The sequence below is a fragment of the Rodentibacter caecimuris genome, from assembly GCF_001019715.1.
Taxonomy (GTDB): Bacteria; Pseudomonadota; Gammaproteobacteria; order Enterobacterales; family Pasteurellaceae; genus Rodentibacter; species Rodentibacter caecimuris.
Genome location: NZ_BBXJ01000001.1, coordinates 391,187 through 403,344, shown reverse-complemented (window position 1 = coordinate 403,344; position 12,158 = coordinate 391,187). Strand labels below are relative to the sequence as shown.

Sequence of the window (12,158 nt, the reverse complement as noted above, 5' to 3'; positions counted from 1 at the left end):
TTTTAGCGAAATAAAAAATTCTTTACCGTGCAACCGATTGCTTTTATTTCGCTCTCTTTTCCTCTCGCTAAAAATCTTCTATTATGCGACAACTCATTTTTAGAGGATCGTTTTATGGCACTCAATTCTATTGAATTATTAGGTTATATGGCGACATTTTTTGTTGCAACCTCATTCTTGTTTAAATCTATTGTCCGCTTACGCATTGTAAACACAATTGGCGATGTCTTATTTGTTATTTACGGAATGATTATTGAGGCGTATCCGGTTGCCTTATTAAATATTTTTCTTGTTTGCGTGAATCTTTATCAGCTTTATTGTTTGAAAAGAGAGAGGACAGGTTCAAAAATACCGGAATAATTAACCGCACTTTTTGCTCGCTTCAGCAGAGTTGATAAGGTGTTATTACAAGGCGCATAGTAAACTGGCAAGGAAAAATATTGAGCCATTAAACTATAGATGGTGAGAAAGGGCAAAATGATTTATTTTAAATACAGCCGCCGCAACTGCCACAGCGCCAATCTTCTTTATTTACGGCTTGATAAAAAGCCCGTATTGTGTTTTCTTCCAGCGGAATATTGTGTTCAATAAACACATCGGACAGCCATTCAATGTTCTCGACAATCCAGTCATCTTCCCCTAATCCCTCGCGATAAAGTTCGTCCTCGGGATCCATAAAATTATAAATATTTTCTGTACCCATATCTTGATCACGACGTTCGCGAGGTAACACAACGGGCAGATCAAAATAAGAAATCTCCCAATGTCCCAAGCAGAGGGTATTACCCGGCATAGACCAACAGGCTTTAAATGGATTATTACTCATGTTGAAATTTTATAAGAAAAATTGAATATAAGTGCAGTATAAAGTTGATGGGGAAGAAAACCCATACTAAAAATCGGGTATGGGCTTGATCGAGATCAAGAGGAGATAAAAAAGTGCGGTTAAAAAATACGGTATTTTCAACCGCACTTTGTTTTTGCTGTACTTATTTTTTAACGTTTAAACATACCGCCCAGACCACCAAGACCGCCTAAGCCGCCGCCCATGAGCCCTTGCATGCCCCGCATCATTTTTGCCATACCGCCTTTACGCATTTTTTTCATCATTCGCTGCATTTCATCAAATTGTTTGAGCAATTTATTCACGTCTTGCACTTGCGTGCCGGAACCTAAGGCAATGCGGCGACGGCGGGAACCTTTGATAATGTCAGGATTAGCGCGTTCTTTTAGCGTCATAGAGTTAATAATGGCTTCCATTTTAATGAACATTTTATCGTCCACTTGGTTTTTGACGTGATCCGGTAAATTTTTTGCCCCGGGGAGCTTTTCCAACATCGACATCATTCCGCCCATTTTTTTCATTTCGATCAATTGTTCACGGAAATCATCAAGAGTAAAGCTATCGCCTTTCTTGAATTTTTGTGCCATTTTTTCCGCTTTTTCGCGATCTACCGAACGTTCAAGATCTTCGATCAGAGAAAGCACATCGCCCATGCCTAAAATACGAGAAGCAACACGATCAGGGTGGAACGGCTCAAGCGCCTCGGTTTTTTCTCCCACCCCGAGGAATTTGATCGGTTTACCGGTGATCTGACGAATAGACAACGCTGCCCCACCACGAGCATCGCCATCTACTTTAGTAAGAATGACACCGGTAAGCGGTAATGCCTCATTAAAAGCTTTCGCAGTATTTGCCGCATCTTGACCCGTCATCGCATCAACGGTAAAGAGCGTTTCAATAGGATTTAATGCACTGTGGATTTGTTTGATTTCATCCATCATTTCGCCATCCACGTGCAAGCGACCTGCGGTATCCACGATGAGTACGTCGTAGAATTTGAGTTTTGCTTCCGCAAGAGCGGCTTTGGCAATATCGATCGGATTTTGTTTAACATCAGAAGGGTAGAAATCCACGCCTACAGATTGTGCCAAGGTTTCCAATTGCTTAATTGCCGCCGGGCGATATACATCGGCAGAGACAACCAACACTTTCTTCTTATGGCGTTCGCGCAAAAATTTTGCCAGTTTTCCGACACTGGTTGTTTTCCCTGCCCCTTGTAAACCCGCCATTAAAATCACCGCCGGTGGTTGGGTTGCCAGATTCAGACTCTCGTTTGATTCGCCCATGGCTTTTTCAAGCTCTCGTTGAACGATTTTTAAGAATTCTTGTCCCGGTGTTAAACTTTTATTAACCTCTTCCCCAACGGCACTTTCTTTCACTTTAGCGATAAATTCACGAACGACAGGCAATGCCACATCCGCTTCCAGCAATGCCATACGTACTTCACGTAGGGTATCTTTAATATTATCTTCCGTTAAACGACCTTTCCCCGTGATATTACGTAGGGTTTTAGAAAGGCGATCAGATAAATTCTCAAACATGATTAATCCTGTTTTCTCATCAAAAATTGCCGTGATTATACCGAAATCTAGGCGTTTTTCACCATTTCAAATAAATTTATGGCGAATTCGGAATCAGAACGTTAAAATAATAACAATTCCTAACAAGAGACAACGATTATGTGGTTTGCCATTTTTTCGATTTTGTTTTATTTAATTAGCGCCTTGATGATTGCGCCGTTGCTTAATTCTTCGGATAACGAAAAACGCCGTCCGAAAAAAACGTTATTCTTTTTGACCGCACTTTTAGCCGTGGTGTTTCATTTAGTGAGCCTTTATCCCGCATTACAGGAATTAGCCATAGAACGTAAGTTCAGCCTGGTGGAAATTAGCTCATTAATGAGTGTAAACATTGCAATTTTGGCAATATTGGCAATGTTGGTGGTAAATTCCATGTGGTTTTTACTGCCGATTGTGTTTTCCTTTTCTATTTTTAATGTGATTTTGGCGACATTTATACCGAGTTATATGATTCAGCTATTGAATCAGGATTTAGCAATGCTATTTCATATCGGTTTATCTATTTTTACTTATGCAGTGTGTTTTATTGCAATGTTATACGCCATTCAAATAGCCTGGATTGATCGTACTTTAAAAGCGAAGAAAACCGCATTTTCACCGGTGATGCCTTCTTTGATTACCGTTGAACGGCATTTTTTCCGTTTGTTTGCTGCCGCTGAATTCTTACTGACACTAACATTAATCTCTGGCACCTACCATTCTATGAATGCTTTAACTGCTGAAAATATTCACAAAGGCGTTTTATCATTATTTGCGTGGATTGTTTTTGGTGTGGCGCTATTCGGGCATTGGCGTTTAGGCTGGCGTGGAAAAAGGATGATTATTTACGCTATTTCAGGTATTATTTTGCTCACGATTGCCTACTTCGGTAGTCGGTTAATGTAGTCAATAAGGGCGGGCAGAGGTTCGCCTTTATCGTTGGTTTTTTATCCAACTCCTGTTTAACTAATAAAAGGATTTTCCCTTGGACAGTATTCCCCTTAGTACGTTATTTATTACACTCGTTATCTGTTTAGTTTTATCCGCTTACTTCTCAAGCTCCGAAACCGGCTTACTTTCTTTGAATAAATATCGAATGCGTTATCTTGCCGAGCAAGGTAACAAAGGCGCACAAAAAGCAGAGAAGTTATTAGAAAAGCCCGACACATTATTGAGCTTTATTCTTATCTTTAATAACCTGGTAAATATTAGTGCGTCAGCAATTGCGACGATGATTGGAATGCGCCTTTACGGTGATGCTGGTGTCGCCATTGCAACGGGATTATTGACTTTCGTGATGCTTGTATTTTCTGAAATTTTCCCTAAAACAGTGGCAGCACTTCATCCTGAAAAAGTGGCTTTTTTGTCTAGCCATATTTTGAATTTTTTGCTTAAGATTTTCTATCCGGTTGTGTGGTTTATGAATTTATTTACCACGCTGTTAATGAAAATGATGGGACTAAAACCGGAAATGCAAAAACAGGTAATCAGCAGTGAAGAGCTACGGAGTATCGTGAGTGAAGCGGGAGAAGCGACACCGGGCGAACAGCACCCGCAAATGTTGCTGTCTATTTTGGATATGGAAACCGTCACTGTGGACGATATTATGGTGCCGCGCAATGAAATTGGCGGTATTGATATTGATGACGACTGGAAAGCCATTATGCGTCAGCTTAATCATGCGGCACATAATCGCGTAGTGTTGTATAAAGGCAGTCTTGATAAAAATGTACTTGGTATTCTGCGTGTTCGTGAAGCGTTCCGATTATTACTCGAAAAAAATGAATTTACCAAAGAAACGCTTATTCGTGCGACGGACGAAGTGTATTTTATTCCGGAAGGGACACCGCTAAAAACACAATTGGCTAATTTCCGTGCGAATAAAGAGCGCATTGGACTTGTGGTAGATGAATACGGTGATATTAAAGGCTTGGTTACACTAGAGGATATTTTGGAAGAAATTGTTGGTGATTTTACTACTTCCACCGCACCGAGTATTCACGAGGAAGTAACCCAGCAATCTGACGGTTCAATCATTATTGACGGCTCAGCCAACCTTCGGGATCTGAATAAAATGTTTGGTTGGGGATTGGATACCGAAGATGCCCGCACTTTCAACGGATTAATTCTAGAGCACCTTGAGGAAATCCCTGATGAGGGGGCGGTTTGTGAAATCGAAGGTTTGCAAATCACCATTCTTGAGGTGGCAGATAATATGATTAAGCAGGCTAAAGTCGTTAAACACTAAAACGAACAAAAACCTTACCGCACTTTTGATTTGGATCATAAGTGCGGTTTGTTTTTTCACCGTTTTTTATCAAGCTATCTATAATTCATCCAATTAATTTTAGCTATGAGGATGATGATGGAACAAGCGTATCAACGGGGAGTCACGCGGGCTTGTGTGCAAACGGCATTATTGTTGTTACAGCATGGGGCGGAAAGTGCGGTGGTGGTGCAAATGGCACAACGTTTAGGGATTGCTCTTGGCGTGGAAAGTGTAGAATGTGCCCTTACGGCAAATGCGGTGGTGATTACAACGCTCTCCAACCATCATTGCATTACCACGGTACGAAAAAATACCGATAAAGGGATCAATATGCAAATGGTGACCGAAGTTCAGCGTATTGTAATTGCGGTAGAGCATAAATTATACAATTTGGATCTGGCACAAAAGAAACTGGATAATTTAAATCCCTTAAAGTATCACCGTGCTTTAGTGGTGCCGATGATTGGCTTATCTTGTGCCTCTTTTGCACATTTATCGGGAGGAGATTGGCTGATTTGCCTGATAACTTTTTTGGCTTCCGCCGTGGCGATGTTTGTTCGGCAAGAATTATCAAAATATCATTATAATCCGGCGATTGTTTTTGCGATTACTGCGTTTGTAGCTTCCCTCATTTCCGGTGTCAGTTTGAAATATCAATGGGGAAATGATCCGCAAATTGCCTTAGCGTCCAGTGTGTTGTTGCTTGTGCCGGGATTCCCCTTAATTAATTCGTTGGCAGATATTTTAAAAGGCTATGTCAATATGGGGTTAGGGCGTTGGACAATTGCGACGGTTCTGACTTTCGGTGCTTGTCTTGGCATTGTGTTGGCATTGAGTATGTTACATATCACGACATGGGGGCATTAAGATGATGTTTCTATTGAGTTTGCTTGATGATATGGCCTTTGCTGCCATTCCTGCGATTGGGTTTGCTTTAGCATTTAATGTACCGCCTAAGGCACTAAAATATTGTGCGATTTTAGGGGCTTTGGGGCATGTAACACGCACATTACTCTTGCATATTAATGTACCCATTGTATTTGCAACTTTTTTTGCCACTTGTGTTATAGGCTTTATTGGCGTGCACTTATCACACCGTTATTTGGCACATCCAAAGGCATTTACGGTAGCAGCGATCATTCCAATGATTCCGGGCGTGCATGCTTATAAAGCGATGATTTCGATAGTACAAATTCATCACTATGGTTATTCTCATGCACTTTTGGAGCAAATGATCAGCTCATTTATTAACACCGCCTTTATTTTAGGGGCGCTGGTTTTTGGGCTTGCGTTGCCCGGATTGATTTTTTATCGCCAAAAACCTGTGGTATGAATCCTCACAGATTCAAAAAACACGCATTGTTGCCTAGTATCATTGCGTGTTCTTTCTCTCATTACTCTTTTGTGATTTGCTTATCTTCCGGCAAAATTAAATTCAATATTAATGCCAATAATGAACCAACCGTTATACCCGAACCCAATACCTCTTTGAAAAAGTGCGGTAGTTTATCAAGCAGTTCCGGACGGGTGGTAACCGCTAAGCCGCAACCTATTGAAATAGCAATAATTAACCCGTTACGTTTGCTACGTTCCACTTTATCCAACATTTGAATTCCCGCAGCAATAATCATGGCGAACATCATTAAGCCTGCGCCACCGAGTACCGGTAGTGGAATAGAGACGATTAATGCACCAAATACAGGAAATAACCCTGCTAATGCTAATAACACACCGGTTAATGCGACCACATGGCGACTTGCGACACCGGTTAGCGAAATTACCCCGATGTTTTGTGAGAAAGAAGAAAACGGTGTGGTGGACATTATCGCCGCCAAGGCAGAGCCTAAACCGTCCGCCAATACCCCGCCACGTAAATGTTTGCCGGTAATTTCGGTTTTTGTTGCGTTACCCAATGCAAGAAAGTTACCGCTAGATTCAACAATAGTAACCAAATAAGCGATAGACATACCGATAATGCCGGAAATTGGAAAGGCAAGTCCAAAGTGGAGCGGTTGCGGAACCGCAAAGGTTTGTGCGTTCGATACACCTGAAAAATCAACCCAGCCCAGTGCTAAGCAGAGGGCATAACCCATCATCATGCCAATCACGATAGCCGCAGCAGAAAAGATCCCTTTACCCCATTGAACTAAAGCAACAACGATAATTAACACAAAGGTTGCCATCATTAAATTTTCCGGTGTGGCGTAGTTGGCATCGCCACGCTGACCGCCGGCAAACCAATCCACAGCAACGGGAATTAGGCTCAAGCCAATCATCATCACGACAGTACCGGTTACAATTGGTGGAAAAAGTTTACGGATATAAGGCATAAAAAAACTGCCGATAATCATCACTAAAGAACCGACCAAAGACGCGCCCAGAATGCCTGCTACGCCATAATCGCTAAAGCCGATTGCCAATGCGGCGGCAACAAAGGTAAAACTGGTTCCCATCACACTGGGTAAGCGAATACCAATCGGGCCTAATCCTTGACACTGAATCACCGTTACCACACCGGAAATTAACAAGGCAGCGTTTACTAAAGTAATGGTGTCCTCGGTGGATAATTTTAATACATTGCCGATCACCAAAGGTACGGCAATAATTCCCCCAAGTGCAGCCAATAAATGTTGTGCGGCGAGCAATAAACTCAATCCAAAAGGCGGTTTATCTTCAACGGAGTAGAGGAGTTGGTTATTCATATTGGATCCTTATGTAAAAGAAAGCGCGGATTATACGCTAAAGCACAACAAAGGGAAACGTTTGCGTTTTATCGTTGGGAATGAAAGTGCGGTTAAAACTAAGCTGATTTTTTGATATGGTGTAACAGTTGTGTGCAAAATAAACATATTTATCTTATACTAGCAACGTTTTGTACTAAATAAAGGATGATTTATGGCAACCCAATCCAACTACCGCTACACCCTTGATTCCAGCGATAAATACCCTTTTGATGTAGTGAGTTTTCAGTTAACCGAAGGGCTTTCCGAGCCCTTTCGTTTAGAACTGATGTTATCCAGTTTTGACCCGAATATTCCTTTTTCGGCACTGATGGATAAACCGGTCACTTTCACCTTTTGGCAGGGGGATAAAGCGGTACGCTATGTGAACGGGATTGTCACAGGATTCGGGTTAGGTAAAACAGGCTTTGTGCGCACGCATTATAACATGGTGGTAGAGCCGACATTGGTGCGGGCGGGGTTGCAGTCGGACAGCCGTATTTTCCAACATCAAAACAGCGAAAAAATCATCCGCACGTTGTTGCAAAAAAATCGGGTGGAAAAAGTCACCGTTGAACCGTTACCGTCGGATTGGGAACGGGAATATTGCGTACAATATCGGGAAACGGATGTCGCCTTTATTGAACGCTTGGCGGCGGAAGAAGGTTGGTATTATTATTTCAAACATGATGCCGACAGCCACGAATTATGTTTTGCCCATCAAAGTCGGTCTTCGCCCATTTTAGGCACCTTGACCTATAACGCCAACCCGGCAGGCGAGCGCCCTTTTGCCAGTCTTTGGCAGTTTGAATACCATCGAAAAATGACTGCCTCCCGGCAAACCCTCCGTGATTACACCTTTTTAAATCCTAACTACAATTTAGAACATCAACATACCGCTCAATCTGCTGCCCCAAACGGTTCTTCCTCACCTAAATCGTCCCAAAGTGCGGTCAATTCTGCGCGAGTTTATGAACACTACGATTACCCTGGTCGATACAAACGGGACGAACAAGGCAACCCCTTTAGCCGTTATCGTCTGGAAGCCGAACTGGCGCAGTCAGAAACGGCACAGGCTACGGGAGATGATATGCGCGTCATCCCCGGTTATGGTTTTCGCCTCGAAGGACACCACTCACCGACATTCAACCAAGCATGGTTAGTCGTACGTGTCGAACATAGGGGAAGCCAAATCGGCGTATTAGAGGAAGATGCGATAGAACGGGAAACGGTTGAAGACGAACCCTCAAAAAGTGGCAACCATTACGAAAACACCCTATTCCTCATCCCTCATCACAAACCTTGGCGCAGCCCGCCAAAACCCCGCCCGATTATTCGTGGCACCCAAGTGGCGCATGTGGTCGGCCCTGAAGGCGAAGAAATCTACTGTGACGAATGGGGACGGGTTAAACTACACTTCCCGTGGGACAGACGGAGCAACGGAGACGAACACAGCTCTTGCTGGATACGGGTGATTCAAGGCTGGGCGGGTGTGCAATACGGTAATATGATGATACCGCGAATCGGCGATGAAGTGCTGGTCAAATACCTCAACGGCGACCCCGACCAACCGATAGTGGTGGGGCGCACCTATCACAGCACCACCGAACCGCCCTATAAACTACCGGAACATAAAACCCGCACCACAATAAAATCCAAAAGTCACAAAGGTAACGGCTTTAACGAACTGCGTTTTGAAGACGAAAACGGACAAGAAGAGATTTTTATCCACGCCGAAAAAGACCTCAACCACCTCGTCAAACACGACGAAACCACCCAAATCGGGCATAACCGCACCGAACAAGTGAACCGAAATGAAACCGTCCACATCGGCAACAACCGCACGGAAAGCGTCAATCAAGACGAAGCCTTAACCGTCAACCGAGACCAAACCAACCACATCGGACGCAACCGCCTCACCAAAGTGGAACAAGATGACCTCCTTAACATCAATAACAACCGTTATGTCAATGTACATGGCGACACCATCATCCACGTCGGCAATGAACTCAACATCGACATCGCGCAAAACGGCAGTTGGCAGGCGGGCGAACTGTTTGAGCAAATCTGCGAACAATTTGATTTAGAGGGTTACGAAACGGTAGAAATCAGTGGCCCGGGCGGTTCGATAGTTATCAACCGAGAGGGAATTGAGCTGATAGGGAATGTGTATATTGAGGGGGAACTTTGTCAGGAAAGTACCGAGTTGGAACATGTGACGCGTTTTAATACGGAAGTGAATTCAGCCACATTACCGCCAATGCGATTGACGTTTTTCCAATCGCCGCATACTAAACGTCCGCTGATTGGCATGCCTTACACGCTTTATGCAGATGGTCGGGAATTGGGTCGAGGCGTGACAGATGATAAAGGGGAAATCGAAATTGTTCATGAAGAGCATATTGAAAAATATGAAATTCGATTTGTTAACGGTTTGAATTATGAAATTCCCATGATTGAGTCATTTGAAAAAGAGAGCAATAATGATGAACTAATGAATGAGGGATTCTATCAATATGACGAGACCAACCACCAATCTGTTTTAGATATTGCAAAAGTTTATGATGCGTTGGTAAAAGGACTAATCAAGTAAGGAAAGAATATGTCAGATAACGGTAAAATCATTCGTGTCCCCACAACGAAATATAAATTGTGTTCGACCATCAATTTTAGTTGGTTTTTAGAGAATGCGGAAAAATTTGACAATGGAACCCGTAGCCAACCGGTGCCGGCGACCTTTAAAGCTTTAGTCAACGGCAAAGAAGCCTTTGAAGAGTTGCATAACAGAATTGAAAATGCCAAATCCTCTATTGATATTGCGATTTGGGGCTTTCAGCCGTCTATGCATTTTAAACGGGACGGTCACTCGCCTTGTATTGGTGATTTATTGATTCAAAAAGCCCTTGAAGGGGTGAAAGTTCGGATTTTGGTATGGAGTATGCCTTTAAACCTACAAACGGTAATGGAAGCCAATTTAGGGTATCGACCGGATGCCTTTAAAAAAAGCGTCCAAGGCGTAACTCAGGAACAAAAGGATTATGATCGTTGGTGGTATGATGCAATTGAGGGGGCGTTAGATGAAGAACTGGTTAATTTTAAAAGTAGCAATCATGATTGGATGATTGATGAAATAGAGAAACATAAAACATTGATGGAATTTACCAAATCACCGCAACGGACAAATCTCATCTATAAAAATCGAAAGGTAGCAAAACAGGAAAATAATTATAAGGACAAAACATTACCCGAAGAAGCTCAACGCCGGCAAAAACATAACTTTAAAGATACGACCTTGCCGGACGGTTCTTATAACGTTGCCTTAAAATACGCCCCTTCCCACCATCAGAAAACGGTGTTAATTGATTATGACAAACCTGACGTTGCCGTAGGTTTTGTGTTAGAACATAACATGGTAGATAACTATTGGGATACCGGTGAGCATTCGCTAAAAACTACCGCGCCGAATCAAGGCAAAAACAGCAAGACACCACTTCAAGATGTCTCCAGTATCGTAACAGGACAAGTCTTATGGGATATTAACCATAACTTTTGTCAATCTTGGGATAGAAAAAATAATACGCAATGGGGTAGTGATGCTGTTGAGACCAATTTAACGGCACAGCGTAATGGATTGACCCGTGAACATTATCCGCCTAATCCATCACTGGTTGAGGGGAGTAAATTGTTGATGGCACAAATCCTGCGTACCTATGACCAACCGGATGTCGAAGACATTATGAAAGTCTATTTAAAAAATATTAAACAGACCACCAGTTATCTTTACACCGAAAATCAGTATTTTCGTTTTCCACCGTTAGTACGGGAATTTATCGCCCACTGGGAAAAACTGAAAAGTGGCGGACGGGCTGAAGGGCCGATACACTGGTTCACCGTAACGAATTCTTCCGATGAAGGCATTGGCAAGGGCACGTACACCACCAATGAAATGTTTAAATTATTGGGCAAACAAGAGGTAATGCCGGGGGTGGCGAGAGCGATTAAACGTCAAGAGCTGGAACTGGAATTAGGCAAACGCAAAGTTAATCAAGCGATTTTGTATAATAAGGCAAGGCTAACGCCTACCCCGGAGGGAAAAGCAGCGGCGCAGGCGGAGTATCAAGCCAACGAACAAGAAATTCAACGTCTTGAAAAAGAGCTTGCCGATATCAAAGCTAAACAGCGAGAGGCGGAGAAAAAACAAGGGGAACAGAAAGCCAAAAACCAAAATAACCAAGAGGCAAATCTCATTGAAAATCAAGAATTAAGCCAAGAAGAAACCAACCTCACCAAAGAATTAGGCTATAAAATCAGCGATACGCCGGGCATTAAAGCGCATATTTGCACCTTAATGCCGAAAGATGAACAGGGCAACTACGTACATAGTTACAAAGACAGCAAAGGCAACGAGATACCGGCGGAAGTCTATGTACATTCCAAGGTCACTATTATGGACGATGTGTTTACTGTCATCAGCTCAGCCAATCTGAACACGCGGAGTATGCAGGTGGATACGGAGCTAGGCATTATTATGGAATGTGGCGAAGTAGCGGAAGGGTTACGCAAACGCTTATGGGATTTGCACACCAATAAAAACAGCGAGGCGAATCCGGATAATATGCATGATTATGCGGTGGCGGTGGATACTTTTAATGTTTGGCAACAGTTAATTAAGGCAAATAAGAAAGCACAACAAACCAATAAGTCTCCTGATTGTGCCTTACGGGAATTTTATCGGGCGGATCCAACAGTGAGCAAGAGTGACTAAT

The 12,158-nt window shown here is 42.9% G+C and carries 10 protein-coding genes; 7 read left to right on the top strand and 3 right to left on the bottom strand.

Annotated elements, in window-relative coordinates; genetic code table 11:
- The first annotated feature begins 114 nt into the window (after positions 1-114).
- On the top strand, positions 115-360 hold the full coding sequence (locus PNEUHYL_RS01745; RefSeq protein WP_059365565.1) for a YgjV family protein: 246 nt from the start codon (positions 115-117) through the stop codon (positions 358-360).
- Positions 361-487: 127 nt separating this feature from the next.
- Here PNEUHYL_RS01745 and PNEUHYL_RS01740 read toward each other — a convergent pair whose 3' ends face one another.
- The gene (locus PNEUHYL_RS01740) at positions 488-826 is read right to left on the bottom strand and encodes a hypothetical protein (RefSeq protein WP_059365564.1); all 339 of its coding nucleotides are present in this window, start codon (positions 824-826) and stop codon (positions 488-490) included.
- Between the two features lie 170 nt (positions 827-996).
- The gene (ffh, locus tag PNEUHYL_RS01735) at positions 997-2,385 is read right to left on the bottom strand and encodes a signal recognition particle protein (protein WP_059365563.1); all 1,389 of its coding nucleotides are present in this window, start codon (positions 2,383-2,385) and stop codon (positions 997-999) included.
- Between the two features lie 138 nt (positions 2,386-2,523).
- Between ffh and PNEUHYL_RS01730 the strand changes: the two genes are divergently transcribed.
- The 4 genes from PNEUHYL_RS01730 (at position 2,524) to PNEUHYL_RS01715 (ending at position 6,005) form a co-directional block, all read left to right on the top strand.
- On the top strand, positions 2,524-3,309 hold the full coding sequence (locus PNEUHYL_RS01730) for a cytochrome C assembly family protein (RefSeq protein ID WP_059365562.1): 786 nt from the start codon (positions 2,524-2,526) through the stop codon (positions 3,307-3,309).
- Positions 3,310-3,388: 79 nt separating this feature from the next.
- On the top strand, positions 3,389-4,651 hold the full coding sequence (locus tag PNEUHYL_RS01725) for an HlyC/CorC family transporter (RefSeq protein ID WP_059365561.1): 1,263 nt from the start codon (positions 3,389-3,391) through the stop codon (positions 4,649-4,651).
- A 117-nt stretch (positions 4,652-4,768) separates the two neighbouring features.
- Positions 4,769-5,539, top strand: coding sequence for a threonine/serine exporter family protein (locus PNEUHYL_RS01720; protein ID WP_077663954.1), 771 nt, complete (start codon positions 4,769-4,771; stop codon positions 5,537-5,539).
- Between the two features lie 4 nt (positions 5,540-5,543).
- The gene (locus tag PNEUHYL_RS01715; RefSeq protein WP_059368796.1) at positions 5,544-6,005 is read left to right on the top strand and encodes a threonine/serine exporter family protein; all 462 of its coding nucleotides are present in this window, start codon (positions 5,544-5,546) and stop codon (positions 6,003-6,005) included.
- 61 nt (positions 6,006-6,066) lie between these two features.
- On the opposite strand, the gene PNEUHYL_RS01710 is transcribed toward PNEUHYL_RS01715, so the two are convergent.
- Positions 6,067-7,374, bottom strand: coding sequence for a nucleobase:cation symporter-2 family protein (locus PNEUHYL_RS01710; RefSeq protein WP_059365559.1), 1,308 nt, complete (start codon positions 7,372-7,374; stop codon positions 6,067-6,069).
- A 193-nt stretch (positions 7,375-7,567) separates the two neighbouring features.
- Here PNEUHYL_RS01710 and PNEUHYL_RS01705 point away from each other — a divergent pair, with 193 nt between their 5' ends.
- The gene (locus PNEUHYL_RS01705; protein WP_078061246.1) at positions 7,568-9,985 is read left to right on the top strand and encodes a type VI secretion system Vgr family protein; all 2,418 of its coding nucleotides are present in this window, start codon (positions 7,568-7,570) and stop codon (positions 9,983-9,985) included.
- Between the two features lie 9 nt (positions 9,986-9,994).
- Entirely contained in the window at positions 9,995-12,157 is a 2,163-nt protein-coding gene (locus tag PNEUHYL_RS01700; RefSeq protein ID WP_059365558.1) for a phospholipase D-like domain-containing protein, read from the top strand.
- The last annotated feature ends 1 nt before the right edge of the window (position 12,158 follow it).

Excerpts from the sequence above, each read along its gene's own strand:
- PNEUHYL_RS01705 (WP_078061246.1), top strand. The coding sequence starts at position 7,568 with ATGGCAACCCAATCCAACTACCGCTACACCCTTGATTCCAGCGATAAA.
- ffh (WP_059365563.1), bottom strand. The coding sequence starts at position 2,385 with ATGTTTGAGAATTTATCTGATCGCCTTTCTAAAACCCTACGTAATATC.
- PNEUHYL_RS01720 (WP_077663954.1), top strand. The coding sequence starts at position 4,769 with ATGGAACAAGCGTATCAACGGGGAGTCACGCGGGCTTGTGTGCAAACG.
- PNEUHYL_RS01740 (WP_059365564.1), bottom strand. The coding sequence starts at position 826 with ATGAGTAATAATCCATTTAAAGCCTGTTGGTCTATGCCGGGTAATACC.
- PNEUHYL_RS01745 (WP_059365565.1), top strand. The coding sequence starts at position 115 with ATGGCACTCAATTCTATTGAATTATTAGGTTATATGGCGACATTTTTT.
- PNEUHYL_RS01700 (WP_059365558.1), top strand. The coding sequence starts at position 9,995 with ATGTCAGATAACGGTAAAATCATTCGTGTCCCCACAACGAAATATAAA.
- PNEUHYL_RS01710 (WP_059365559.1), bottom strand. The coding sequence starts at position 7,374 with ATGAATAACCAACTCCTCTACTCCGTTGAAGATAAACCGCCTTTTGGA.
- PNEUHYL_RS01730 (WP_059365562.1), top strand. The coding sequence starts at position 2,524 with ATGTGGTTTGCCATTTTTTCGATTTTGTTTTATTTAATTAGCGCCTTG.
- PNEUHYL_RS01715 (WP_059368796.1), top strand. The coding sequence starts at position 5,544 with ATGTTTCTATTGAGTTTGCTTGATGATATGGCCTTTGCTGCCATTCCT.